The following is a 26,545-nucleotide window of genomic DNA, read 5'->3' on the forward strand; positions in this document are numbered from 1 at the left end:
TAAACCAAGCGCAAGTTAGCCCCTTTTTGAATTTGGATGTCGATGAACGATAGCGAGGCAATACTCGTGCTGGAAACCGCGCTGCTGTGCGCGGTGCAGCCGATGCAGATTTCCGATATGCGCAAGCTGTTCGGGGATGATGAACAATTCGACAACAGTGCCGTGCGCCGGCTGCTGGAGACGTTGCAGGCCAACTGGGCCGACGGCGGGTTGGAACTTGTGCAGCTTGCCTCCGGCTGGCGTTTCCAGAGCCGCCCCAGCATGCAGCGCTATCTGGAGCGTCTAAGCCCGGAAAAGCCGCCTAAATATTCCCGCGCCGTGATGGAAACGCTGGCCATCGTGGCTTGGCGCCAACCCGTGACGCGCGGGGATATCGAAGACATCCGGGGCGTGACGGTGTCGTCGCAGATCGTCAAGGCCCTCGAAGACCGTGGCTGGATCGAGGTGATCGGCCATCGTGACGCGCCGGGACGCCCCGCGCTGTTCGGCACCACGCGTCAGTTCCTGGACGATCTGGGGCTGCGCGCGCTGGACGAGCTGCCGCCGCTGGAAACCGCGCACGCGGCCGCCGCACTCGCCGGGCTGGACCTGGGCGAAGTGCAGCAGGTGCTGGGCGAGGGGCCGGAACCGGCCGAAGGCGAGGGCGCCGCGCCCGCGGGCGAGGCTGCCCAAGAAGGCGCCACGTCCGGCGCCGATGTCGCAGAGCCGGGCTCGGATGTTGATCCGGACCAGGCGGCCCCCGAAGGCGAAAATCTGTCCTTGGCCGGCCTCGACGAACAAAACCGCGAGAACTTCCCTGTTGCGGAATTGTCTGTTTCGGAAGACGAGGCCCCCATGGCGGCCATCGATAGCGTAGAATCCCAGCTTTCGCGCACAGAAGAAGGCGCGGATCCCGCCGACGAATCCACCGTCCGGGAGCAAGCCGAAGGCTTGTCCAATACGCCGCTCTCGTCCGATCTTCCCGACGACAGGGCTGGCAACGACACTTCCGATATGGCCGCCGATGCCTCCGAGGCCGGTGCTGCAAAGGAAAGAGTCGAGAACGCAAAACACGCGGAACCGACTGACCCGACTGACAAGACCGATGCCGAGGCCCCTGGCGACGCCAGGCGTGAGCCCGTTCATGGTCTTGGCGGGGCTGTTCAGCCCGACGCCGAAGCCGCCGACGCGGCACCGGAAGAGGCGGACCCCGAACGGTCCGGGTCTGGACGGGATTCGGCGTCCCCAGATGATGACGAGCCTGCTCCCGGCAGGCCTACCCAAGTTTGAAATTCGGAGCTGTCCCAGTGACAACGAATACAGCAATACAGGACGACACCCCCCGTTCGGATGACGCCGTTGCCGGCGCGCCGGAATCCTCCGCCGCGCGCGAACCGGCCGCCGAAGGCGATGCCGGCGCCCGCGGCCGCGGCCGCAAGCTGAGGACGCCGTTCCGCCGCCGTCGTGGCGATGCCGCTGCCGAACAGGCCCCCGCCGCCGAAGGCCAGGCTGCCGCGCCGGCCGCACCGGTCGAGTCCGCGGACAACCGTGGCGGCGAGCAGGAGGCCGAACAGGCCCTGTCCTACCTGGACACGGCTGACCGCATGGAGCAGCGCCTGGGCAAGTACCTGAACAGCGAAGCGGTCATGCCCAAGCTGCACAAGGTGCTGGCGGATGCTGGCATCGGCTCGCGCCGCGAAATGGAAGAACTGATCGTGGCGGGCCGCGTGTCCGTCAACGGCGAGCCGGCGCATATTGGCCAGCGCGTGGGTCCCAACGACCAGGTGCGCGTCAACGGCAAGCCCATCATGCGCGCCAACACCAAGAAGCCGCCGCGCGTGATCCTGTATCACAAGCCCGCCGGCGAGATCGTCAGCCACGACGACCCCGGCGGCCGTGCCAGCGTGTTTGCGCGCTTGCCCAAGCTGCGCACCGGCAAGTGGCTCTCGGTGGGCCGCCTGGACTTGAACACCGAAGGCCTGCTCATCTTCACGACGTCGGGCGACATGGCCAACCGGATCATGCACCCCCGTTATGGCACGGAACGCGAGTACGCCGTCCGTGTCCTGGGCGAAATGGACGAAGCGCAGCGCCAGTCGCTGGTGGACGGCATCGAACTCGAAGACGGTCTGGCCGCGTTCGGCGCGCTGGATTATCTGGGCGGCGACGGCAGCAACCGCTGGTATCGCGTCACGCTGCAAGAGGGCCGCAACCGGGAAGTGCGCCGCATGTTTGAAGCGGTTGGCGTCACGGTCAGCCGCCTGATCCGTACGCGCTTTGGCGATGTCGTGCTGCCGCGCACGCTGCGCCGTGGCCGCTGGGACGAACTGGATGCGTCTCTCGTGACCGCGCTGATGGTGCAACTGGGGCTGTTGCGTGACGACGACGATTCGTCCGGCAACCGCCGCCGCTCCAAGCAGCCGCAATCGCATGACAGCGCGCTGCCCCCGGGGTTTGGGACGCTGGACCGCAATGGCATGAATGGCGCCCGCATCGGGCGCCGCGGCAAGCTGCAGGGCGGCGGTGTGGGCAGCGCGGGTCAGGCCGCGGCGTGTCCGTCCGATCCGTTCGGCACCGGATTGATGATTGCTGGCGGCTATGCCAACGGCCACCCGCTCTCGGGCGAGGGCGGCTTCGGCAATCGCAAGGGCAAACCGGGTTCGCGGCCCGCTGGCGCCGGCAAGCCCGGTGGCAAGGCGGGCGGCAAGCCGGGCGGCAAGGCAGGTGGACGCTCGGGCGGCAATGCTCGCGGGCCTCGCGCTGCGGCGAACGCCGGCCCGGGTAACCCGATGGCCAGCAGCCCGGCGGGCGGCAATGTCGCAGGCGTGAACCCGGCGGTTGGCGGCATGGCGGAAGCGCCGGCTGGCGCGGGCCGCAGGCCTGGCGGCAAGTCCGGTGGCAAGCCGGGCGGCGGCAAGCCGGGCGGCAACAAACCGGCAGGCGCGCGTGGCGGCAATGCGGCGCGCGGCGGCAAGCCGGCTGCCGGCGGCCGCGGCGGCAACAAGGCCGAAGGCGCACGCGCCGGCGGCAACAACAAGGGTCCCGGCGCGGGCGGCAAGCCGCGCACGCCGCGTGCGGGCGGCGCTCGCAGCGAAGGCGGTCAGCGGGGCGACGATTGGCAGCCGCGCAGTGCGTCGGCGCACGAATCCCGCTTGGGTGTCGTGGGCGGCGGCCGGGGACGTCAGGGGCGCTGATCCCTGCAGGGCGGCCCGCTGAACGCGCTGCCGCCCCGCATCCGTCCCATATAAACGTAAGCCCGTGACGAATCAGGCGATTTTCCCGTTTATCTGGTAAAATCAATGGTTTTCATGGCTTCGCGTCATGGCTTTTTGCTGGATGCACTGGTTTATCAAGTGCGCTTTACCGCAAAAAGCACGTCGGCTGCATGTGTGCCGACCGGGCGCTCGGCTTTGTGCTGGCGTGTTGGCGTGCCCAGGGGCGCTGCTTGCAGCAGTCTCGTTGGAGCGAGCCGCTATCTGCGGACGGCGCACAGGCGCCACGGCATTGATCCCGACCCCGGCCAGACCGGGACGGGCAGTCAGGACGGCGCAAGCCAAAAATTAGGTCGCAATATAGGGCACTGCCCAGCATTGCTCCTTACGTGCAGTAGGGAAGCGGCTGGGCTCTGTGCAATATCGGTGGGCTGGGCGTGCAGCCCATTTTTTTTGAGTATATGGCTGATTTATTCGCATTGACCGAAGAGGCTCTGGCCGGCATGGACGTCGAACTCGTCGACGTGGAACGTGCCGCCCTGGGTCTTTTGCGCGTCACGATCGATCGGGTCGGCGGTGTGCGCATCGAAGACTGCGAGCAGGTGTCCCGCCAATTGTCGCGGGTCTATGAGGTCGAGAACATCGACTATAAGCGCCTCGAGGTCGGGTCGCCGGGCGTGGATCGCCCGCTGCGCACCGAGGCCGAGTTCCGCCGGTTCGCAGGCGAGCGCATCGAAATCAAGCTGCGCGAAGCATTGGACGGCCGCAAGGTCTTCTCGGGCACGTTGACCGTGCCGGAAGACGACGCCGCTGCTTCCGACGCGGCTGCTGGCATGCACAAGACCGTGTTCGGTCTCGAATTTGAGGCAAAAAAGAACGAAGTCCAGGTGTTGAATTTCACGGTCGAAGACATCGAGCGTGCAAAACTGGATCCCGTTCTGGATTTCAAGGGCAAAAAGCGATGAGTCGCGAAATTCTTCTGTTGGTCGATGCCTTGGCGCGTGAAAAGAACGTCACGCGTGACGTCGTGTTCGGCGCTCTCGAAAGTGCGCTGGCCTCGGCCATGAAAAAGCGCTTCAAGGATGATGCGGACATTCGTGTTTCCATCGATAGGGAAACGGGAGACCACGAAGGCTTCCGCCGTTGGCTGGTCGTGCCCGATGAGGCCGGCCTGCAAGAACCCGACAAGCAGGAAATGCTGTCGGACGCGGAGGAAATCGTCCCCGGCATCAAGGAAGGCGAGTACATCGAAGAGCCCCTGGAGCCCATCGAATTCGGCCGCATCGGTGCCCAGGCCGCCAAGCAGGCGATCCTGCAAAAGATCCGCGACGCCGAGCGCGAACAGGTGCTGAACGACTTCCTGGATCGTGGTGAAACCATCGTTTCCGGCACGATCAAGCGCATGGACAAGGGCGACGCCATCGTTGAAACCGGCAAGATCGAAGCGCGCCTGCCGCGCTCCGAAATGATCCCCAAGGAAAACCTTCGGGTTGCCGATCGCGTGCGCGCCTTCGTGTTGCGTGTGGACCACGCCGCGCGTGGCCAGCAGGTCATCCTGTCGCGCACCTCGCCCGAGTTCATCCGCCAGCTGTTCGAGAACGAAGTGCCCGAGATCGAGCAGGGTCTGCTCGAGATCAAGGCTGCTGCCCGCGATGCCGGCGTGCGTGCGAAGATCGCCGTCGTGGCATACGATAAGCGTATCGATCCCATCGGGACGTGCGTGGGCATGCGCGGTTCGCGCGTGACCGCCGTGCGCAACGAACTCGGCGGCGAGCAGGTCGACATCGTGCTGTGGTCGGAAGACCCCGCGCAGTTCGTCATCGGCGCGCTGGCGCCGGCCAACGTCGAATCCATCGTCGTCGATGAAGACAAGCATGCGATGGACGTCGTGGTGGACGAGGAAAACCTGCCGAAGGCCATCGGCGCCAAGGGCCAGAACGTGCGCCTGGCGTCCGAACTGACCGGCTGGCAGATCAACATCATGACGCCGGAAGAAAGCCTGAACCGCCAGGAAGTCGAGCGTTCGGGTCTGCGCACCACGTTCATGAGCAAGCTGGACGTCGACGAGGAAGTCGCTGACATCCTGATCGACGAAGGATTTACCGGTATCGAGGAAATCGCCTACGTGCCCATGCAGGAACTGCTGGAAATCGAGGCGTTTGACGAAGACACCATCAATGAGTTGCGCGCCCGTGCCCGCAATGCGCTGCTGACCGAGGCAATTGCCCAGGAAGAGCGCCTTGAGACCGCACAGGATCTGCTAGAACTCGAAGGCATGACGCCGGAACTGGCCGCCAAGCTGGCCGAGCGTCAAGTGCATACGCGTGATGATCTGGCCGAATTGGCAACGGACGAGCTGGCGGAAATCGCCGGTCTGACCGAACAGGAAGCCAGCGATCTCATCATGCGTGCCCGTGCCCATTGGTTCGACGAAGAATAACCATAAGGACACGGGTCTGCGGTGGAGGATGCTGCCGCTTCGTCCACCGCAAGTTCACGTTGTTTGTAATAGCTGCCTATAGGGAAGAGAGAGCCTAATGTCGAGTAATACCGTCGCCCAGTTCGCTACCGAGCTGAAAATGCCTGCCAACGTGCTGCTGGATCAGCTGCGTTCGGCTGGCGTTGACCTCAAATCGGTTGACGATTCCGTCACCGACAGCGACAAGGCGAAATTGCTCGAATCGCTGCGTCGCGCACACGGCGCAACCGAAGGCAAGAAGATCACGCTGACGCGCCGCCAGACTTCCGAGATCCGGCAAGCCGACGCCACGGGCCGTTCGCGCACGATCCAGGTCGAAGTGCGCAAGAAGCGCGTCTTCGTCAAGCGCGACCCGTCCGAACTCGCCCTGGAGCAGGCTGCCTCGGCCCGTCCCGAAGAGGAAGCTGCCGAGCAAGCCGCTCCGCAGGTTTCCGCTCCGGCTGCGCCCGCAGTGCCCGAGGCGCCCGCCGCCGCCGAACCTCGCGAAACGGCGCCTGTAGAGGCCGAAGCTCCCGCCCAGGCCGAAGCGCCGCAGCAGGAGCCCGCCGCTGTCGAAGCTGCCGCCCCGGCTGAAGCGTCCGCGGCAACCGAATCCGTCGCGGCCGAAGCGCCCGCCCCCGTCGAGGCCAAAGCGCCCGAAGTTCAGGCCCAGCCTGAACCCGAACCGACGCCGGCGCCTGCTCCTGCCGAGCCCGTGGCCGAAGAGGCCAAGCCCGAAATCAAGACTGAAACCACCGAGCCCAAGGCTGAAGAAGCCAAGCCGGAACCTGCTGTGCTAGCCAATAAGTCCGAAACATCTTCCTTCCAGGCCGCCGCGCCTGTTGCCCAGGCGCAGCCTGCCGCGAAATCCGAATCCGTGAAGCCCGCCGCCAAGCCCGAGGCCGCCGCGCCCGCCGCTGCGCCCAAGGTGGCCTCGCGCGCCGACAATCGTCGCGCTGCGCCGCCGCTGGCCGCTTCCGCCACGACCGCTGGCCGTGACGAAGCCCGCCGCGCCGCCGAGGCCGAGGCCGCCGCGCTGCGCGAAATGCTGAACCGTCCCCGCAAGGTGCTGCGCGCGCCGGAACCGGAAGCGCCCGCTGCCGCGCCGATCTCCGGCACGCTGCACAAGCCCGCCGGCAAGCCCGGCGCCGCGCCCGCGGCCAAGAAGGACGCCAAGCCGGCCGCGCCTGGCGCCAAGAAGACCATCAAGACCGCCGAAGTGTCGTCGACCTGGTCGGACGATTCGTCGCGCAAGAAGCCCGCCGACAAGCCGGCAGCCCCGGCCAGCCGCGATGGCTGGCGTGCAGGCGGCAAGGGCGGTGGCAAGTCGGGCGGCCGTGGTGGCCGCAACCAGCAGAACGACCGCCGCAACGAGCCGGCGCCGCAGGAATTCATCGCACGTGAAGTCCACGTGCCGGAAACCATCAGCGTCGCCGACCTGGCCCACAAGATGTCCGTCAAGGCCGCCGAAGTCATCAAGCAATTGATGAAGCTCGGCCAGATGGTCACCATCAACCAGGTGCTGGACCAGGAAACGGCCATGATCGTGGTCGAAGAACTTGGCCACGTCGCGATCGCCGCCAAGCTGGACGATCCGGAAGCCTTCCTGGACGAATCCGCCACGCAATCCGAAGCCGAACAGCTGCCGCGCGCGCCGGTCGTGACCGTCATGGGCCACGTCGACCACGGCAAGACCTCGCTGCTGGACTACATCCGCCGCGCCAAGGTTGCCGCGGGCGAAGCCGGCGGCATTACGCAGCATATCGGCGCCTATCACGTGCGCACCGAGCGCGGCATGGTGACCTTCCTGGACACCCCGGGCCACGAGGCGTTCACCGCCATGCGTGCCCGCGGCGCCAAGGCGACCGACATCGTGATTCTGGTGGTTGCCGCCGACGACGGCGTGATGCCCCAGACGCGTGAAGCCATCCACCATGCCAAGGCTGCTGGTGTGCCCATCGTCGTGGCCGTCACCAAGATCGACAAGCCCGCCGCCAACCCGGACCGCGTCAAGCAGGAACTGGTTGCCGAAGAGGTCGTGCCGGAAGAATACGGCGGCGACGTGCCGTTCGTGGGCGTGTCCGCCAAGACTGGCCAAGGCATCGACGATCTGCTCGAAAACGTGCTGCTGCAAGCCGAAGTGCTGGAACTGAAGGCGCCGGAAGACGCGCCCGCCAAGGGCCTGGTCATCGAAGCCCGTCTGGACAAGGGCCGCGGCCCGGTCGCGACGATCCTGGTGCAGAGCGGCACGCTCAAGCGCGGCGACGTGGTGCTGGCCGGTGCAAGCTTTGGCCGCGTGCGCGCCATGCTCGACGAAAACGGCAAGCCGATCCAGACGGCCGGACCGTCGATCCCCGTCGAGATCCAGGGCCTGACCGAAGTGCCGGCCGCCGGCGACGAGCTGATGGCGCTGTCCGACGAGCGCAAGGCGCGCGAAATCGCGCTGTTCCGTCAGGGCAAGTTCCGCGACGTCAAGCTGGCCCGCCAACAGGCCGCCAAGCTGGAATCGATGTTCGACAACCTCGGCGAAGGCACCCAGACCCTCACCCTTATCGTCAAGACCGACGTGCAGGGTTCGCAGGAAGCGCTGGTGCAATCGCTGGTCAAGCTGTCCACCGACGAAGTGCGCGTTCAGGTCGTGCACGCCGCCGTGGGCGGCATCTCGGAAACCGACATCAACCTGGCCATCGCCTCGCACGCCGTCGTCATCGGCTTTAACGTGCGCGCCGACGCCAGCGCCAAGAAGCTTGCCGAGAACAACGGCATCGACGTGCGCTACTACAACATCATTTACGACGCCGTGGATGAAGTTAAGGCCGCCATGTCGGGCATGCTGGCGCCCGAGAAGAAGGAAGAAATCATCGGCCTGGTCGAGATCCGCGAGGTGTACAGCATCTCCCGCCTCGGCAACATCGCCGGTTGTATGGTGCTCGATGGCATCGTGCGCCGCGATTCCCAGGTCCGCCTGCTGCGCAACAACGTGGTTCACTGGACGGGGCACCTCGAATCGCTGCGCCGCTTCAAGGACGACGTCAAGGAAGTCAAGTCGGGCTTCGATTGCGGCCTGACGCTGCGCGGCAACAACGACATCCAGGTGGGCGACCAGCTGGAAGTCTTTGAAATCAAGGAAATTGCGCGCACGCTGTAAAGCAGGCGCCAGGCATTGTTAATGAGCCGTCACAAGTCCAAAGCCATTCCCGGCCGCAATCTGCGGCTGGCCGACCAGATCCAGAAGGATCTGGCCGGGATCATCCAGCGCGAGATCGACACCAAGCGCGCTGGATTGATCACGATTTCGGGTGTGGAACTGTCGACCGACTACGCGCATGCCAAGGTGTGGTTCACGGTTTTGGGCGCCGAGCCCGAAGCCGCCGCCACCTTGCTGAACGAGAAGGCCGGCTGGCTGCATTCGCAGCTCTACAAGCTTTTGCACATCCATACCGTCCCCACTTTGCGCTTCTTCCACGACGAGCAAGTCGCTCGTGGCATCGAGATGTCGATCCTCATCGACCGCGCAAACCGCCCCGGCCCGCACTCGGGCGTACCCGACGAGCCAGAAGACCAGTCCTGATCGGGCTGTCGTCACTGCTTCATTTTTTTCCGGATTCCGACGATGGCTAAACGACGCGGGCTTGCGCTCGACGGTGTGCTGTTGCTTGATAAACCCGTGGGTTTGTCGAGCAATCACGCCTTGCAGCGCGCCAAACGCGCCATGGATGCGGCCAAGGCCGGCCATACCGGCACGCTGGACCCCTTTGCCACCGGCTTGCTGGTGTGCTGCATGGGTCGCGCCACCAAAATTTCCGGCGCGATGCTTGACGCCGACAAGGCATATCGCGCTACGCTGCAATTTGGATCGGAAACCGATTCCGGCGACCTGACGGGCAACGTCACGGCGACCGCCGAACCCGGTTTTACCGTCGAGGAACAGGCGCTGCGCGACGCGCTGTCACGTTTCTCGGGCACCATCGAGCAGATTCCGCCGATGTACTCCGCGCTCAAGCGCGACGGCAAGCCGCTGTACGAGTACGCCCGCGCGGGCATCGAACTGGAGCGGCCGCCGCGCCAGATCACGATATACCGCATCGAGCTGTTGTCCCTCACAGGGACGCAGGCAGAGATCGATGTGGCTTGCAGTAAAGGCACATACATCCGAACACTGGCCCAGGACATCGGGCGCGTGCTGGGCTGTTTCGCCCACCTGACGGCGCTGCGGCGCACGCACGTCGGGCCCTTCTCTCTGGAACGCGCCGTTGAACTGGAAGCCTTGCAGGCCATGCCAGACCCGAAGCAGGCATTGCTTGCACTGAACGAATTGCCGGAGGGCTTGCTGCCCTCCACCCTGACCTTAAAGGACTCGCTATGACTCGCGCCTTGCGCAACGTCGCCATCATCGCCCACGTGGACCACGGTAAAACCACCCTGGTCGACCAGCTGCTGCGCCAATCCGGCACCTTCCGCGAAAACCAGGCGCTGACCGAACGGGTCATGGACTCGAACGACCTGGAAAAGGAACGCGGCATCACGATTCTGGCCAAGAACTGTGCCGTGGAATACGAAGGTACCCACATCAACATCGTCGACACCCCGGGACACGCGGACTTCGGCGGTGAAGTCGAGCGCGTGCTGTCCATGGTCGACGGCGTGCTGCTGCTGGTGGACGCGGTCGAAGGCCCGATGCCCCAGACCATTTTCGTGACCCGCAAGGCGCTGGCCCTGGGCTTGAAGCCGATCGTCGTGGTCAACAAGGTCGACCGTCCGGGCGCCCGTACGGATTTCGTCATCAACGCCACGTTCGATCTGTTCGACAAGCTGGGCGCCACCGACGAGCAGCTGGACTTTCCGGTCGTGTACGCGTCGGGCCTGTCCGGCTATGCCGGCCTCACGCCGGATGTGCGCGAAGGCGACATGCGTCCGCTGTTCGAAGCCATCCTGCAGCACGTGCCGCAGCGCGAGGACGATCCCAACGGTCCGCTGCAGATGCAGATCATCTCGCTGGACTACAACAGCTACGTCGGCAAGATCGGCGTGGGCCGCATCAACCGTGGCCGTATGCGCCCGGGCATGGAAGTGGCCTACAAGTTCGGTCCCGACGGCCAGGGTGGCCGCGGCCGCATCAACCAGGTGCTGAAGTTCCATGGCCTGGAGCGCATCGTGGTGGACGAAGCCGAAGCCGGCGACATCGTGCTTATCAACGGCATTGAAGACCTGGGCATCGGTTGCACCGTGATGGATCCGGCCAACCAGGAGCCGCTGCCGATGCTGCGCATCGACGAGCCGACGCTGACCATGAACTTCATGGTGAACACGTCGCCGCTGGCCGGCCGCGAAGGCAAGTTCGTGACCAGCCGCCAAGTGCGCGACCGCCTGGACCGCGAGCTGAAGTCCAACGTGGCGCTGCGTGTGCGCGACACGGGCGACGACACCGTGTTTGAAGTGTCGGGCCGTGGCGAATTGCACCTGACCATTCTGCTGGAAACGATGCGCCGTGAAGGCTACGAGCTGGCCGTGTCGCGTCCGCGCGTGGTGTTCAAGGAAATCGACGGCGTGAAGTGCGAGCCGTTCGAATCGCTGACCGTTGACGTCGAAGACGCCCACCAGGGCGGCGTCATGGAAGAGCTGGGCCGCCGCAAGGGCGACCTGCAGGACATGCAGCCGGACGGCCGTGGCCGTACGCGCCTGGAATACCTGATCCCGGCCCGCGGCCTGATCGGCTTCCAGAACGAGTTCCTGACGCTGACGCGCGGCACGGGCCTGATGAGCCACATCTTCCACGAATACGCGCCCATCAAGGAAGGCTCCATCGGCGAGCGCCGCAATGGCGTGCTGATCAGCCAGGACAACGGCGACGCCGTGGCCTACGCACTGTGGAAGCTGCAGGATCGCGGCCGCATGTTCGTCAACCCGGGCGATGCGCTGTACGAAGGCATGATCATCGGCATCCACAGCCGCGACAACGACCTGGTCGTGAACCCGATCAAGGGCAAGCAGCTGACCAACGTGCGCGCCTCGGGCACCGACGAAGCCGTGCGCCTGGTTCCGCCGATCCAGATGTCGCTGGAATACGCCGTGGAATTCATCGACGACGACGAACTGGTCGAAATCACCCCGAAGTCGATCCGTCTGCGCAAGCGCTACCTGCTCGAAAACGAGCGCAAGCGCGCCGCGCGCGAATCCGCGGTCTAAGCTTGCCGACGGCAGCCTGCCGCCAACAAGCCCGGCCAATGAAAAGCCGCGCACCCAACGGTGCGCGGCTTTTTGCATGTTGGGCGGGTGCCCGACATCGCGGGACGTGGCACTACCGGCTTACGAGGCGCTGTGCTGGTGCCGGTATTCCTGCGTGCGTCCGCCATAGCCGTAGGCGGCCGCGCGCGCGTCGATGACGTGCACATAGGAGCATTCGTGCAGCTCGCCCAGGATGTCCGAGAAAGCCGCGTAGATCTCCTTGATGAAGCGCGCTTTCTCGGCCTTGGTGTTGGTCTCGTCGGTCACGCTGATATCCAGATGGAATGCGTTCTTGCCCAGTTCCGACAAGGGACGCCCGCCGATGAACCAGAGGTCGTGCGCAATGTGCTGCAGCGTGATGGCGATGACGGGCAGCTTTTTTCCGAGGACAGACTGGGTCAGCCCGGCGACGGATTCGACGATGCGGTGGTCGGTGGCGGCGTCGGGCGTGCCGGAACGATGGATGACGATGTGGGGCATGACGGCTCTCCGGGTGGGTAGGTACGGCGCCAGTGTAGAAAGCGCATTGACATCGGAAAAGCGGGAATTTACGATCTCACCCATCGTATTTGCCGTTGGATAGGCCATGAGCGGATTTGACCTGGACCAACTGCGCACCCTGGTTGCCGTGCTGGATGCGGGCAGCCTGACGGCAGCCGCGCCCAAGGTGTTCCTGTCGCAGTCTTCGGTCAGTGAACAGATGCGCAAGCTGGAGGACAGGGCGGGCCAGCCGCTGCTGGTGCGCGGCAAGACGGGCGTGCGGGCAACGCCCGCCGGCCAGCGCCTGCTGGCGCATGCGCGCACGATCCTGGCCCTGAGCGACGAGGCCTACCGCGACCTGCGCGGCGTGGCGCTACGCGGCGAACTGCGGCTGTGCATCACGGATTACTTCCGCCCCGGCGACGTCGCCCGCCTGCTACGGCGGCTGAACGAGCAATACCCGCAGGTGCGGCTGCACGTCACCATCATGAAGAGCGGGGCGATCGAGGCCGCTTACGAGCGCGGCGAGATCGATGTCGGCATCTCCATGGTCATCCAGGAGCGGGGCGCGGCGCGCGGCCGGGCCGATGGCGCGCTACTGCGGCGCGAACCGCTGCTGTGGATGGCAGCCGAGGGCGCGACGCCGCCGCTGGCCGAACCGTTGCCCTTGCTGGCCCTGCCGGAGACGTGCGCCTTGCGCCAATACGTTGAGCGGCTGTTGTCACGCCGCGGTCTTCCTTATGTCGTGTCGCACGAGGCGTCCGGCGTGGCGGGATTGCAGCTGGCGGTGGCGGCGGGACTGGGCGTGGCGTGCCTGAACGAATCGGCGCTTGGCGCCGGCATGGCGCGGCTGCAGGCGCCTGGCCTGCCGGCGTTGCCGTCGGTGGAATTCCGGCTGCTCGCGGCCCGCCCCGGCGAAAGCGAGTTCGTGGGGCTGGCGCGCGAGGCCATCGTCAAGGCGATGACCTAAGTCACTGCCTTGACGATGGCCAGCCGCGCCCGCGGGGCATGCGGCCCCGGGCGGGCGTGCGGGATCAGGCGGGAAGGGAAGGGGCGTACTGCTCGTCGGACATCACGCGTTCGTGGAACTCGACTACCTTGCGCACAACCTTCACGGGATCGTCTTCGATGATGAAAAGATCCAGGTCATGCGCGCCGATCATGCCATTGCCGAGCACCTGATCGCCAAGCCATTCGGCAAGGCCCGACCAGTACTCGCTGCCGACCAGGACGATGGGGGCCGGGGGGACCTTGCCGGTCTGGATGAGCGTCAACGCTTCGAAGAGTTCGTCCAGGGTGCCAAAGCCGCCCGGCATCGCCACGTAGGCGAAGCTGTGCATGAAGAATGCCGCCTTGCGAGGGAAGAAGTACTCGAAGGACAGGCTGATGGTCTGGTATTCGTTGTTGTGCGCTTCGTGCGGCAGGCTGATGTTCAAGCCGACGCTCGTGCCTCCTGATTCGAATGCGCCTTTGTTGGCGGCTTCCATGATGCCGGGGCCGCCACCCGCGATGACGGCAAAGCCTGCTTCGGCCAGGGCCGCGGAAATCGCGATGGTGGTTTCATAGTACGGGGAATTACGGCTGACTCGTGCGCTACCAAAAATGCTGACTGCGGGCCCGATGTGTGCGAGCTTGTCTGCCGCCGTCCTTATCTCTGACATAATCAGCGGAATTTGTTTGCCGGCGGGTGTATCCATATCTGCCTTTGTAACCATGAAAAAAACCTTATTACTGGTCGACGGTTCAAGTTACTTGTACCGCGCTTTCCACGCTATGCCTGATTTGCGCAACGCGCAAGGCGAACCTACGGGTGCGATTTACGGCGTGGTCAATATGCTGCGCAAGCTTGTATCGGACTATAAGGCAGAGTATGCCGCATGTATTTTCGATGCTCGCGGCAAGACTTTCCGGGACGACCTGTATCCGGAGTACAAGTCGCACCGTCCGCCCATGCCCGAAGACCTTGCAGCACAAATCGATCCCATCCATCGCGCGGTGCGCGCGCTGGGCTGGCCGGTGCTGGCCATCGAGGGTGTCGAGGCCGACGACGTCATTGGCACGTTGGCACATCGTGCCGCGCAGCACGACGTGCACACCATCGTCTCTACGGGCGACAAGGACCTGGCGCAGCTGGTGAACAGCCACGTCACCCTGGTCAATACGATGAGCGGCGAGGTCCTGGACGAGGCCGGCGTCGTGAACAAATTCGGCGTGCCGCCCGACCGTATCGTGGATTACCTGATGCTGGTGGGTGACACGGTCGACAATGTGCCGGGCGTCACCAAGGTGGGCCCCAAGACGGCCGCCAAATGGATTACGGAATTTGGCTCCATCGACAAACTGGTCGAAGGCGCCGAGGGCATCAAGGGGGTGGCCGGCAACAACCTGCGCGAGGCCATTCCCAATTTCCCGCTGACGCGCCAGCTTCTGACGGTCAAGTGCGATTGCGATCTGACCGGGCACGTCGACGGCGTCGATGACCTGACGCCGCGTGCGCGCGACGACGCGACGCTGACCGAACTGTACGAACGCTACGGGTTCCGCACCTGGCTGCGCGACCTGACCGGTGACGCCGAGCGCGTGCCCGCGGGCGACGCCCGCATCGCGCACGAGGCGCCGGCCGCGCCGGAGACCACCGACTACCGCATCATTTCCGACTGGGCGGCGTTCGACGCCTGGATGGAACTGGTGCAGCAGACTGCGCTGGTTGCGCTGGATACCGAGACGACGTCGCTGGACGAAATGCAGGCCCGGCTGGTGGGCTTGTCGATGTCGGTGGCGCCTGGCGTGGCCTGCTACATCCCCGTCGCGCATCGGGGGCCGGATGGCGCGGTCCAGTTGCCCAAGGACGAGGTGCTGGCACGGCTCAAGCCGTGGCTGCAAGACCCGGCGCGCGCAAAGCTGCTGCACCACGCCAAGTACGACACGCACGTGTTCGCCAACGAAGGCATCCGCCTGGCGGGCGCCGCCGAAGACACCATGCTTCAGGCCTACGTGCTGGAGTCGCATCGCGGCGTTGGGTTGAACGACCTGGCGCAGCGCTTTTTGGGCCGCAGCGGCGTGTCGTACGAGGATCTGTGCGGCAAGGGCGCCAAGCAGATCGGTTTTGACGAGGTGGCGGTCGACAAGGCCGGGCATTACGCGGCCGAGGACGCCGACTTCACGCTGCAACTGCATCAGGTGCTGCGCCCGATGGTCGCCGCCGACGCGGGGCTGGAGCGCATCTATCGCCTGGAAATGCAGGTGTCGGCGGTGCTGACCACCATCGAGCGCAACGGCGTGAAGGTCGATGCTGCGGAACTGGGCCGCCAGAGCAACAAGCTGGGGCAAGAGATGCTGCAGCTCGAGCAGAAGGCCTACGAACTGGCGGGCCAGCCGTTCAACCTGAATTCTCCCAAGCAGCTGGGCGAGATCCTGTTCGGCCGCATGCAGCTTCCGGTGGTGCGCAAGACCGCGAGCGGCGCGCCGTCCACGGACGAGGAAGTGCTGAGCAAGCTGGCGCTGGACTACCCGCTGCCGCAGGTGCTGCTGGAGTACCGCGGGCTGTCCAAGCTGAAGTCGACGTACACCGACAAGCTGCCGCGCATGATCAATCCGGCGACGGGCAGAGTGCATACGCATTATTCCCAGGCCGCCGTCATCACCGGGCGCCTTGCGTCATCCGATCCCAACCTGCAGAACATTCCGGTGCGCACCGAGGCCGGCCGGCGCGTTCGCGAGGCGTTCATTGCCGAGCAGGGCATGCTGCTGTCCGCGGACTATTCGCAGATCGAGCTGCGCATCATGGCGCACGTCTCGGACGATGCCAACCTGCAAAGCGCCTTCGCGGCGGGCGAGGACATCCACCGCGCCACCGCCTCCGAAGTGTTCGGCGTGCCGCTGGAAGGCGTGACGACCGATCAGCGCCGTGCCGCCAAGGCCATCAACTTCGGTCTCATCTACGGCATGGGCGTGTTCGGCCTGGCATCCAACCTGGGCATCACGCGCGACGCCGCGCAGGCCTACATCGACCGCTACTTTGCGCGCTATCCGGGCGTGGCGATGTACATGGAGAACACGCGGCGCCTGGCGCGCGAGCAGGGCTACGTGGAAACCGTCTTCGGACGCCGGCTGCAGTTGCCGGAAATCCGGGGGGCGTCGGGTCCGCGCCGGCAGGGCGCCGAGCGCGCGGCGATCAACGCGCCCATGCAAGGCACGGCGGCCGATCTCATCAAGATGGCGATGGTGGCGGTGCAGGACTGGCTGGACGCCGAAAACCTGAAGACGCGCATGATCATGCAGGTGCACGATGAACTGGTGCTGGAAGCGCCCGACGACGAGCTGCAAGTGGTCAAGGAAGCGCTGCCGCGCCTGATGTGCAACGTGGCGACGCTGCGCGTGCCGCTGGTGGCGGAAGTGGGCGTCGGCAAGAACTGGGAGCAGGCGCACTAGGCTTTGATGGGGCTGGGCCGTCTTCTGACGGCCCATTTCCGGTTTTTGGTTTGAAACAATATAATGTTGCGCTTCCCCCCGCCTTAATTCTCCCCCTCATGTTGCTGCTCTGGGTTCTGCTCGCCACCATCACTGGCGGCCTGATTGCCGTCCTTATCGCGAGCTGGCTCGCGTACAAGGTCTTTGCCAAATACCTGCATCACATGGTGAGCCTGTCGGTCGGCGTGCTGCTGTCCGTGGCGCTCCTGCATCTGCTGCCCGAGGCATTCGAGACGGGGGTCGGCAACGCCCACGTGCTCTTCGGACTGATGCTGGCGTCGCTGATCGGCTTTTTCGTGCTGGAGAAGATTGCGCTGCTGCGCCACAGCCATCACCACGAGGGCGACGGCCACCACCATCACAAGGGCCACGACCGCCACGAGGCGGGGCGCGGCGGGATGCTGATCCTGATCGGCAGTTCGCTGCATAACTTGTGTGACGGCGTGCTGATCGCCGCGGCGTTCCTGACCGATCCGCTGCTGGGCGTACTGACGGCCGCGTCGATCATCATCCACGAAGTGCCGCACAAGCTGGGCGACTTCGTGGTGCTGCTCAACGCCGGCCTGCGCCGCCGCCGCGCCTTTGCGCTGATCCTGTTCACCAGCTTGTGTTCAGCGGTCGGCGGCATAATAGGGTACTTCGTGCTGCAGCAGGCGCAGGAGTGGACGCCGTACATCCTGGTGATTGCCGCCAGCAGCTTCCTGTACATCTCGGTGGCCGACCTGATGCCGCAGATGCACGAGCGGGTATCCCTGTCCGATGCCGTTCCGCAATTGCTGCTGGTCGGTGTGGGCGTGGCGCTGATCTACAGCGTCACGACGTTGATGCACCACGGGCACGACCATGAGGCACACGCGGATCAAGGCGTGTCCCAGGCGGAGCACGGCCACCGGCACTAGCGCAGGTGGCGCGGCGGGGATGGCCGGCTTTCGTCGACCCAACCAAGGAGTTCTCCATGAGTTTTTCCACCGCCGCTGGCAATGTCGCCCCCACCGTGATCCACACGGACACGCAGGGCCTGGTCCACGGGGATTTCAAGCTTCCCGTGACGGACGGTTCGATCGACGCGTATTACGCCGCGCCCGAAGGCCAGCGTGACCTGCCGGTCGTGCTGGTGATCCAGGAAATCTTCGGCGTGCACGAACACATCAAGGACATCTGCCGCCGGGTGGCCAAGGTCGGTTACCTGGCCGTCGCCGCCAACCTCTATCAACGCCAGGGCGACGCGTCGGTCTACACCGACATCCCGAAGCTCATTTCGGAAATCGTCAGCAAGGTGCCTGACGAACAGGTGTACGCCGATCTGGACGCCAGCGTGGCGTGGGCCGCCGCCAATGGCGGTGACGCGCGCCGCGTGGCGGTGACGGGTTTCTGCTGGGGCGGCCGCCTGACCTGGATGTACGCGGCGCACAATCCGGACGTGAAGGCGGGCGTGGCGTGGTACGGCAAGCTCAGCGTGGGCCACGGTCCGCTCATCAAGCGCGTCGCGCTGGACGTGACCCACGAGCTGCACGGCCCCGTCCTGGGCCTTTACGGCGGCCGTGACGCCAGCATCCCGCTGTCGGACGTGGAAACCATGAAGACGAAACTGGCCGCCGGCAACGCCGCCGCCAAGCAGTCCGAGATCGTGGTCTACCCCGAAGCCGATCACGCGTTCCTGGCGGACTACCGGGCCAGCTACCACCCCGAGGCCGCGAAGGATGGCTGGAAGCGGATGCTGGAGTGGTTCAAGCGGTATCTGTAAGGCGGGGAGGGTGAGCCACCAGGTTGGCCCGCCGGATTTGCCCGATGCAAACGAAAGCCGACCCGTGGGTCGGCTTTTTCGTGCGTCAGCGTGCTTGGGACGGTGTCAGACACCCGCGCTGGGGGCTTACCTATTCACCATTCAATTGCCCGCCTCGCGCAGGCGGCTGGGCAGGAGCTCGCCGTGGCGGGCCAGCAAGGGGTACGCCGCCGCGCCCACAAGGTGCGAGTTGATGCCCTTCATGTCCCGCAGGATGTCCAGGTACAGCGCGCCCACTTCCGCGGCGTCGACCTGGCCGGACTTGATCTTCTGCAGGTGAGTGTCGGCCGCATGGGTTTCGATCGTGCGAAAGCGCGCCTTTTCGCCGGCCAGCGAGCGCGCCTGGCGCAGGTCGTCGTTCACGAAGAGCGCGGCCGCCGTGCGTTGGTTGGCGATGAGCTGGCCCAGGGTGTCGTCCAGGCTGGCGCGTTGCTCGGGCGAGAACGTCCAGCCCTGCTTGCGCAGCTTGGCCACGTGGCTCAGCAAGCCGTGATGCGCGATATCGCCCGCGTGGCCGATGTTGCTGGTGAACGCCAGGATGTCGTCCAGCCGCTGGAGGTCCTCGCGCGTCATGTTCTCCTGGTCCAGTGTCGCCAGGTAGGTGGTGATGGCGTTCTCCAGCTTGTCCAGCGCGCCGTCCAGCTGGCGCGCCTGCACCATGCGGTGGCGGTTGTCGCGCTTGAAGCCGGCCCGCGCGTAGAGCAGCAGCGTCTGCAGCATGTCGGCCATGCGCAGCGCCTCGCGCGCGGCATTGCCCAGCGCCACGGCGGGCACGTCGTGGGCCCATTCGTCCAGGTATTGGGGGCGGGACGGGTCGTTCGGGTCGGCGCGCTTGGGCAGCCAGCGGGTCAGCAGCGCGGCGTACGGCGTCAGGATCGGCAGGAAGGCCAGGGCGATGACGGCATTGAACAGGGTGTGGAAGTTGGCGACCGCGCGGGCGGGGTCGCTCGCCAGATCGCTCATCCAGGGCTCCAGGAAAGGCAACAGCAGCAGCCCGGCCAGCACGCCCAGCACCCGCGTCAGCAGGTTGCCCAGCGGCAGGCGGCGGGCGGCGGGGTCGTCGCCCGTCACGCCTTCGATCATCGGGTTGATCGCCGTGCCCAGGTTGGCGCCCAGCACCAGCGCAAACGCCACGTGCGGCGCGACCATGTTGTGGCTGGCCAGCGACATCACCAGCACCACGACGGCCACGCTGGAGTGCGCGGCCCACGTGAATGCGGCGGACAGCAAGACCGCGGCGACCGGCTGGGTCGACAGGGCGGCAAGGATCATCCCCAACATGGGGGCGGTCTGAAACGGCGCGAAGAGTTCGACGAGCTGGTGCAGCGACAGCAGGAGCAGGCCCAGGCCGATGAAGACCCGGCCCAGGTCGCGGGTGCGGCCGGGCGGGTAGCGCCGGAACATCCAGACACCGGCCAGGATCAGGATCGGGGCGAGCTCGGTCAGGTCGAAGGACAGCAGCTGGACGATCAGCGTGGTGCCCACGTTGGCGCCCAGCATCGCCGCCAGCGCCGGCACCAGGCCGACCACGCCGCCCGCGGCAAAACCGGTGATCATCAGGCCGGTGGCGGTGCTGCTTTGCAGCGCCGCCGTGATGCCCAGGCCCGCAAAAAAGGCCCGCAACCGCGTGCCCAGGGCGCGTCCCAAGGCCGCGCCCAGCGCCGCCCCGAACGCGCGCTGCACGCCGGTTTGGACCATATGCACGCCCCAAAGCAGCAGCGCAACGTAGCCGGCGAAGTCAAGCAGGGTAATGAGTCCAGACATGCAGGCGTTTTTCCGTTCTTTTTATGACAAGTAATAATTCTGTAATGATCGCATGCCGGGGCAGGCTTTGACACCCGGCGCGAAGATACAGGATACGCCGGGCGGGGCTTTGCTGCGTGCGCCCGGGCTCGCGCGTATCATTGCCTGATCGTTGGTGGATGTATTGGAGTTTGGCGTGGCCGTTTCCGTTTTCGATCTGTTCAAGATAGGCATTGGCCCGTCGAGCTCTCATACCGTGGGCCCGATGCGGGCGGCGCTGCTGTTTGCGCAAGGGCTGGAGCGCGACGGCCTTGTTCCGCGCGTGGCCAGCGTGCGGGCCGAACTGTACGGATCGCTGGGCGCCACCGGCAAGGGGCACGGCACCGACAAGGGGGTGCTGCTGGGCCTGATGGGCGAGGCGCCGGATACGGTCGACCCCGCGGCCATCGCCGGCATGATTGCCTCGGTGCGCGCCAGCCGGCAGTTGCCATTGCTGGGCAAGTACCCGCTGCCCTTCGTGGAAAAGGAACACATGATGTTCTACCGCCGCGAAGCCATGGCCGAACACCCCAACGGCATGAAATTCCACGCATTCGACGCCGACGGCCAGTCTCTGCGCGAGGCCCGCTACCTGTCGGTGGGCGGCGGGTTCGTCGTCACAGCCGGCGCCTCCAACAGCCAGGTCATCGCGGCGCACGACCAGTTGCCGTACCCGTTTCGCATGGGGCGGGAACTGCTGGCCATGTGCCAGGACAACGGTTTGACGGTGGCGCAGGTCATGATGCAGAACGAGCTGACCTGGCGCGAAACCTCGGAGGTCAATGCCGGCCTGGACCGCATCTGGCAGGTCATGCAGGACTGCGTGGCGCGCGGCTGCGGCATCAACTATCCGGAGGCGGACGGCGAGTTGCCTGGCCCGTTGCGCGTGCGCCGGCGCGCCCCCGAGCTATACCGCAATCTCACCCAGCGGGCCGAGCGCACGTTGTCCGACCCGCTTTCCGTCATGGATTGGGTGAACCTGTACGCGATGGCCGTCAACGAAGAGAACGCCGCGGGCGGCCGGGTGGTCACGGCGCCGACCAACGGCGCGGCGGGCATCATTCCGGCCGTGCTGCACTATTACGACCGCTTCGTGCCGGGCGCCAACCGCGAGGGCGTGCGCGAATTCCTGCTGACCGCGGCGGCGATCGGACTGCTCTATAAGTACAACGCGTCGCTGTCCGGCGCGGAAGTGGGCTGTCAGGGCGAAGTCGGCGTGGCCTGTTCGATGGCGGCCGGCGGACTGGCGGCGGCGCTGGGCGGGTCGGTGGAGCAGGTGGAAAACGCGGCCGAGATCGGCATGGAGCACAACCTTGGCCTGACCTGTGATCCCGTCGGCGGGCTGGTGCAGATTCCCTGTATCGAACGCAACGCCATGGCCTCGGTCAAGGCCGTGAACGCCGCCCGCATGGCGCTGCGCGGCGACGGACAGCACTACGTGTCGCTGGATTCGGTCATCAAGACCATGCGCGAAACCGGCGCGGATATGAAAACCAAGTACAAGGAAACGGCGCGGGGCGGTTTGGCGGTGAATATCGTCGAGTGCTGAGCGATGTGATGCCGAGGTCGTTGTTGCTGCAACGCACCCGCGGCAAGGTGTCTGACACCCAGGGGAGATGATCTCGGGCGTGTCGCAACATCTCAGCGGGTGTCAGACACCCATCCCTGCAACGGCGTCGGATTTGAACGCAAAAAAGCCCGCCGAAGCGGGCTTTTTTTGCGGCCGGTGACCGGTCAGATCACGCGGGCATTCTGCAGCGCGGCGATGCGGGCCGGGATCGGCGGGTGCGAGGCGAACATGGCCGCCAGGCCGCCCTTGCCGGTGATGCCGGACGCTTCGAAGGACTTGGGCAGCTCGCCCGGTTCCAGGCCGCCCAGGCGGGCGAGCGCGCGGATCATCGGTTCGCGGGCGCCCATCAGGTGGGCCGAGCCGGCGTCGGCGCGGTATTCGCGCTGGCGCGAGAACCAGGCCACGATGATCGAGGCCAGCACGCCGAAGATGATTTCACAGACCAGCACGGTGACGAAGTACCCGGGGCCGATGCCGCGTTCGTTCTTGAACACGACGCGGTCGATGAAGTAGCCGACCACGCGCGCCAGGAAGATGACGAAGGTGTTCACCACGCCCTGGATCAGGGTCAGGGTGACCATGTCGCCGTTGGCGATGTGCGCGACTTCGTGCGCCAGCACGGCCGCGACTTCCTCTTCGGTCATGCTTTCGAGCAGGCCCGTGGACACCGCGACCAGCGAGTCGTTCTTGAATGCGCCCGTGGCAAATGCGTTGGGGGCGCCTTCGTAGATGGCGACTTCGGGGCGGCCGATGCCGGCGCGGTCGGCCAGTTGGTGGACGGTGTCGACCAGCCAGGCCTCGCGCTGGTTGCGGGGCGAGTTGGGATCCAGCACCTGCGCGCCGGTGCTCCATTTGGCCATGGGCTTGCTCATGAGGAGCGAGATGATGGCGCCGGTGAAGCCGACCACGACCGAGAAGATCAGGAGCGCGTTGAAGTTGATCCCGTTGGCCGTGATGACACGGTCCACGCCCAGGATGCGAAGCGTGGCCGACAGCACGAGCATGACGGCCAGGTTGGTGATGACGAACAGAACAATGCGTTTCATGTTTTTTATATTCCTCTGCGAGCGGCAAATACCCGGATTTCGACATGGCGGAGCCTTGCCAGTTCCCCGACTCGCCGGCTCCTCGCCCGGTGACGGAGAGTATAGTATCGCTTTCCCTTATTCCTTCCCTCTTTTCCCTTAGCGTAGACCCGCATGCAAGCACTTTGGATGTTGGTGGCGTCCGCCATGTTCGCCATCATGGGGTCGTTCGTGAAGCTCGGCACCGAACACGGCGCATCGCTGCCGCAGGTCGTGCTCTTTCGCGGCCTGCCCTCGGTGATCCTGCTGCTGCTCTGGGCGCGCGCCGGCCGCCAGTCCATCATTCCCACCAGCTGGAAGCTGCACATCTGGCGCAACCTGTCCGGCGTCACTTCGATGTGGCTGGGCTTTTTTGCCATCTCCCATCTGCCGCTGGCCACCGCCACCAGCCTGAACTACACGGCGCCGCTGTTCATCGCCTGCTGGATGCTGGGATGGGGCGGGGCGCAGCGCGACCCGGTGCGGATCCTGGCCGTGGTGCTGGGCTTTCTGGGCGTGATCGCCGTGCTGCGGCCAAGCATCAACGACGACCAGTGGCTTGCCGCCCTGCTCGGCATGGGGGCGGGGGCCATGTCCGCCATTGCGATGATGCAGATCCGCCAGTTGGGCCGCATTGGCGAACCCGAATGGCGTACCGTGCTGTTCTTTTCGGTGGCCGTGTGCGCCTCCAGCGCTGGCGGCCTGGCTTTCGAGGGCTGGGGCTACGCGGACTGGACCGGCTACCTGTCGCTCCTGGGCGTGGGCGTCGCGGGGCTGTTCGGGCAGTTGGCCATGACCCGGGCGTTCGGCATGGGGTCGGCGCTGCTGACCGCCGCCCTGCAATACAGCACCATCATCTTCGCGGCACTGATCGGCATGGGCTTCTGGGGCGACCATCTGGACGTCGTGGCCTGGGCCGGCATGGGCCTCATCATTTTCGCGGGCCTGCTGTCGGTGTGGCGCACCATGCGCGACCCCAAGCCGGGCTGATCCCGGCGCCCGCCGCTTTTCACACAGGAGCCCCATCGCATGACGACGACCCTGATCACCGCTGCCGATCTCTCGGCCCGCCTGGACTCGCCCGACGTGCGCGTGTTCGACGTGCGCCATGACCTGACCAATCATTTGGCGGGCCGCCAGGCCTACGACGCAGGCCACATCCCCGGGGCCCGCTTCCTAGATCACGAAACCGAGCTGGCCGCCGCCCGCACCGGCAAGAACGGACGGCATCCGCTGCCCGACCGGGCGCAATTCGGCGCCCTGATGGCCGCGCATGGCGTGACGCCCGGCACGCTGGTGGTGGCCTACGACGCCAGCGGCGGCATGTACGCCGCGCATCTGTGGTGGATGCTGCGCTGGCTGGGCCATGACCGGGTCGCCGTGCTGGATGGCGGTTGGCAGGCCTGGACGGCTGCGGGGCTGCCCGTCAGCCACGATCCGGCGCCGGCGGTGCAGCCGGGCACGCCTGTCGAACCGGGCAAGTCCCTGGCGGGCACGGTCGATGCCCAGGCGGTGCTGGCCAACATCGCCCAGCCGTCGTTCACGGTCGTCGACGCGCGCGCCGCCAACCGGTATCGCGGCGAAGTCGAACCCATGGACCCGGTGGCCGGCCATATCCCCGGCGCGCTGAACCGCCCGAACGGCGAAAACCTGCAGCCCGATGGCCGTTTCAAGACGGCCGAGCAGCTGCGCGCGGAGTTCGGCAGCCTGCTGGCCGGGCGCGACCCAGCCTCGGTCGTCCACCAGTGCGGCTCGGGCATCACGGCCTGCCACAACCTGCTGTCCATGGAGATTGCCGGCCTGACGGGCTCGCGCCTCTATCCGGGGTCGTGGAGCGAATGGTGCAGCGATCCCGCCCGGCCGGTAGCCAAGGGCGATTAAACGAACAAAAAGCCAGGGCAACGCGCCCTGGCTTTTTCATGGGCGGTGCGCGGCCATTACCAGACGGCGGCCAGCTTGACGCGGCCGGACACGCTTTCGGCGATCTCCAGGAAGTGGTCGAGCGGCGGGGTGGCCAGCCCCGGCACCTTGGCCATGTCGTCCCAGCGCCGCAGACGGATCGCGTCCGGCGCGCCGGGCATGCTGGCGAAGTCGACCGCCTGGCCCGCGTCGAAACTGCCGCCCTGCAGCGCCAGGCTTCGGCGGGAATCGTCCGACAGCTTCGCTTCGTACTGCGGTTCCACGTAGCAGAGGTAGCGCTTGGCTTCCACGTGCAGCCGAATGGGGTCCAGCACGGCGGAACTGAACAAGCCGCGCAGGAAGGGCAGCACGAAATACTGATGCTTGTCGTCGATGCCGCGCAGCGTGGGCGTGCCCGGCCGGTCGGCGATCAGATGGCCCAGGTCATGCAGCAGGCAGGCCGTGATGAGATGGGCCTTGGCGCCGTGTTGTTCGGCCAGTGCGGCCGTTTGCAGCGCATGGCGCAGATGGCTGACGGATTCGCCGTCATAGGACCGGTGTCCGCGTTCAAGGAAAAGCTGTTCGATGTCTTGCAGGGTCAAGGCCATGGTTGTCTCCTGAGTGGCCGCAAGGGGAAGAGGCGGGACAGTGACCGCGACGGTCAGCCGGCTGCCGGCGCCATCTCCAGAAAGCGCGCGATGAGTTGCACCGGTTGGCGCTCGCGCAAGCAGTACAGGTATTCATTCATCACGATGCCGGCGTCCTGGATGTCCAGGGCCGCCAGATCGGGATGGGACGGAATTTCGCGTGACGGGATGAGGCTGATGCCCAGTTCGCACAGGATGGCCTGGCGGATCGACTCGCGGCTGCCGATCTCCAGCGTGCGGCGCACGGTGACGCCGGCCGCTCGCAGCGCGTCTTCGGTCAGTTGGCGCGTCATGGAGCCGGGCTCGCGCAGCAGCAGCGCATGCTCGGCCAGATCGGCCAGCCGCACCTGGCCGCGCCGGGCCAGCGGATGATCGCGATGCGCCACCACGCGGATCGGGTCCGCGGCGATCTTGCGGCGGTACAGGTGCTTGTCATCCATCAGAAAGGAAGACGTGGCAATCTCGATGCGGTAATCCTGCAGCGCCTGCAGCATCGACTGCGAATTGCCGATCGTGACCGTCAGGTCGATGCCGGGATAGCGCTGGTTGTAGCGCCGCACGGTATCCATGATGTAGTAGGGGCCGGTCGCGCCAATGCGCAGGTTGCCCTCGCGCAGGTCGCTCGCGTCGCGCAGCCGGAAGTCGATCTCGGTCTCCTGCTGCACCAGCTTCTCGACCATCGGCATCAGGTTTTGCCCGGCGTCCGACAGCCGCATGCCGCGCCCCTGCCGATGAAACAGCTCGATGCCGTAGCGCGATTCAAGCTGGCGCAATTGCCCCGTCACCGTGGGCTGGCTGACGCCCAGCTGGGCGGCGGCCTTGGTGACGGTTCCGCAGCGGGCCACGGCATAGAAGGATTTGAGTTCGGCGACGAGCACGGTCGGGGGGCGAAGGTTGGACGCAATGCGCAAGACCGCCAGTACACCAAAATAATTTGATGTTTTTATTACTGCATTTGCGCGAAGTGTCATAAACG

Annotated in this window: 21 protein-coding genes; 15 read left to right on the plus strand and 6 right to left on the minus strand. The window is 65.7% G+C overall.

The genetic code is table 11. The features are described from left to right. The first annotated feature begins 36 nt into the window (after positions 1–36). From scpB to typA, 8 genes are all read left to right on the plus strand, one after another. Positions 37–1,269: an SMC-Scp complex subunit ScpB gene (gene scpB, locus QEP15_RS06960; RefSeq protein ID WP_425285978.1), complete on the plus strand. Its 1,233-nt coding sequence runs from the start codon at positions 37–39 to the stop codon at positions 1,267–1,269. A 17-nt stretch (positions 1,270–1,286) separates the two neighbouring features. Beyond that, complete coding sequence (rluB, locus tag QEP15_RS06965) at positions 1,287–3,173, plus strand: 23S rRNA pseudouridine(2605) synthase RluB (protein ID WP_254607173.1); 1,887 nt, start codon at positions 1,287–1,289, stop codon at positions 3,171–3,173. 479 nt (positions 3,174–3,652) lie between these two features. Next, a complete protein-coding gene (gene rimP, locus QEP15_RS06970; protein ID WP_056322384.1) occupies positions 3,653–4,156 on the plus strand; it encodes a ribosome maturation factor RimP in 504 nt (167 codons plus the stop codon). Continuing rightward, positions 4,153–5,631 carry a transcription termination factor NusA gene (gene nusA / locus QEP15_RS06975; RefSeq protein WP_056322387.1) on the plus strand — a complete coding sequence of 493 codons (1,479 nt, stop codon included), beginning with the start codon at positions 4,153–4,155 and terminating at the stop codon, positions 5,629–5,631. The genes rimP and nusA overlap by 4 nt, the downstream gene beginning before the upstream one ends. 97 nt (positions 5,632–5,728) lie before the next feature. Then, positions 5,729–8,797 carry a translation initiation factor IF-2 gene (gene infB / locus QEP15_RS06980; protein WP_175156242.1) on the plus strand — a complete coding sequence of 1,023 codons (3,069 nt, stop codon included), beginning with the start codon at positions 5,729–5,731 and terminating at the stop codon, positions 8,795–8,797. Positions 8,798–8,818: 21 nt separating this feature from the next. Beyond that, complete coding sequence (gene rbfA, locus QEP15_RS06985) at positions 8,819–9,220, plus strand: 30S ribosome-binding factor RbfA (RefSeq protein ID WP_056322392.1); 402 nt, start codon at positions 8,819–8,821, stop codon at positions 9,218–9,220. Between the two features lie 42 nt (positions 9,221–9,262). After that, positions 9,263–10,015, plus strand: a complete 753-nt coding sequence (truB, locus tag QEP15_RS06990) for a tRNA pseudouridine(55) synthase TruB (protein WP_128827766.1) — start codon at positions 9,263–9,265, stop codon at positions 10,013–10,015. Beyond that, a complete protein-coding gene (gene typA / locus QEP15_RS06995; RefSeq protein ID WP_056322397.1) occupies positions 10,012–11,835 on the plus strand; it encodes a translational GTPase TypA in 1,824 nt (607 codons plus the stop codon). The genes truB and typA overlap by 4 nt, the downstream gene beginning before the upstream one ends. 120 nt (positions 11,836–11,955) lie before the next feature. Here typA and QEP15_RS07000 read toward each other — a convergent pair whose 3' ends face one another. Then, positions 11,956–12,354, minus strand: a complete 399-nt coding sequence (locus QEP15_RS07000) for a tautomerase family protein (protein WP_175156241.1) — start codon at positions 12,352–12,354, stop codon at positions 11,956–11,958. A gap of 106 nt (positions 12,355–12,460) precedes the next feature. Between QEP15_RS07000 and QEP15_RS07005 the strand changes: the two genes are divergently transcribed. Further along, positions 12,461–13,324: a LysR family transcriptional regulator gene (locus QEP15_RS07005; protein ID WP_152383804.1), complete on the plus strand. Its 864-nt coding sequence runs from the start codon at positions 12,461–12,463 to the stop codon at positions 13,322–13,324. Positions 13,325–13,388: 64 nt separating this feature from the next. Here QEP15_RS07005 and QEP15_RS07010 read toward each other — a convergent pair whose 3' ends face one another. Then, a complete protein-coding gene (locus QEP15_RS07010; protein WP_446650465.1) occupies positions 13,389–14,051 on the minus strand; it encodes an LOG family protein in 663 nt (220 codons plus the stop codon). 16 nt (positions 14,052–14,067) lie between these two features. Here QEP15_RS07010 and polA point away from each other — a divergent pair, with 16 nt between their 5' ends. The 3 genes from polA (at position 14,068) to QEP15_RS07025 (ending at position 18,568) form a co-directional block, all read left to right on the plus strand. Beyond that, positions 14,068–16,785 (plus strand): DNA polymerase I, encoded by a 2,718-nt coding sequence (gene polA, locus QEP15_RS07015; protein ID WP_152383805.1) that lies wholly within the window; start codon positions 14,068–14,070, stop codon positions 16,783–16,785. A 98-nt stretch (positions 16,786–16,883) separates the two neighbouring features. Further along, positions 16,884–17,723, plus strand: a complete 840-nt coding sequence (locus QEP15_RS07020; protein WP_152383806.1) for a ZIP family metal transporter — start codon at positions 16,884–16,886, stop codon at positions 17,721–17,723. A gap of 56 nt (positions 17,724–17,779) precedes the next feature. Further along, a complete protein-coding gene (locus QEP15_RS07025) occupies positions 17,780–18,568 on the plus strand; it encodes a dienelactone hydrolase family protein (RefSeq protein WP_217617694.1) in 789 nt (262 codons plus the stop codon). A 141-nt stretch (positions 18,569–18,709) separates the two neighbouring features. On the opposite strand, the gene QEP15_RS07030 is transcribed toward QEP15_RS07025, so the two are convergent. After that, on the minus strand, positions 18,710–20,371 hold the full coding sequence (locus tag QEP15_RS07030) for a Na/Pi cotransporter family protein (protein WP_280148596.1): 1,662 nt from the start codon (positions 20,369–20,371) through the stop codon (positions 18,710–18,712). Positions 20,372–20,546: 175 nt separating this feature from the next. Here QEP15_RS07030 and QEP15_RS07035 point away from each other — a divergent pair, with 175 nt between their 5' ends. Continuing rightward, entirely contained in the window at positions 20,547–21,938 is a 1,392-nt protein-coding gene (locus QEP15_RS07035; RefSeq protein ID WP_056322416.1) for an L-serine ammonia-lyase, read from the plus strand. 185 nt (positions 21,939–22,123) lie between these two features. On the opposite strand, the gene htpX is transcribed toward QEP15_RS07035, so the two are convergent. Next, a complete protein-coding gene (gene htpX / locus QEP15_RS07040; RefSeq protein ID WP_056322419.1) occupies positions 22,124–23,005 on the minus strand; it encodes a protease HtpX in 882 nt (293 codons plus the stop codon). Between the two features lie 153 nt (positions 23,006–23,158). On the opposite strand from htpX, the gene QEP15_RS07045 reads away from it, so the two are divergent. Both QEP15_RS07045 and QEP15_RS07050 read left to right on the plus strand, forming a co-directional pair. Continuing rightward, the gene (locus QEP15_RS07045) at positions 23,159–24,013 is read left to right on the plus strand and encodes a DMT family transporter (RefSeq protein ID WP_217617692.1); all 855 of its coding nucleotides are present in this window, start codon (positions 23,159–23,161) and stop codon (positions 24,011–24,013) included. A 39-nt stretch (positions 24,014–24,052) separates the two neighbouring features. Further along, positions 24,053–24,904: a sulfurtransferase gene (locus QEP15_RS07050; RefSeq protein WP_280148597.1), complete on the plus strand. Its 852-nt coding sequence runs from the start codon at positions 24,053–24,055 to the stop codon at positions 24,902–24,904. 56 nt (positions 24,905–24,960) lie between these two features. Here QEP15_RS07050 and QEP15_RS07055 read toward each other — a convergent pair whose 3' ends face one another. Then, positions 24,961–25,530: a phosphonate degradation HD-domain oxygenase gene (locus QEP15_RS07055; RefSeq protein WP_056322428.1), complete on the minus strand. Its 570-nt coding sequence runs from the start codon at positions 25,528–25,530 to the stop codon at positions 24,961–24,963. A 53-nt stretch (positions 25,531–25,583) separates the two neighbouring features. Continuing rightward, complete coding sequence (locus QEP15_RS07060; RefSeq protein ID WP_056322757.1) at positions 25,584–26,447, minus strand: LysR family transcriptional regulator; 864 nt, start codon at positions 26,445–26,447, stop codon at positions 25,584–25,586. Between the last annotated feature and the right edge of the window lie 98 nt (positions 26,448–26,545).

Source organism: Achromobacter mucicolens, from assembly GCF_029866465.1.
In the GTDB taxonomy this organism is placed as follows: domain Bacteria; phylum Pseudomonadota; class Gammaproteobacteria; order Burkholderiales; family Burkholderiaceae_B; genus Achromobacter; species Achromobacter mucicolens.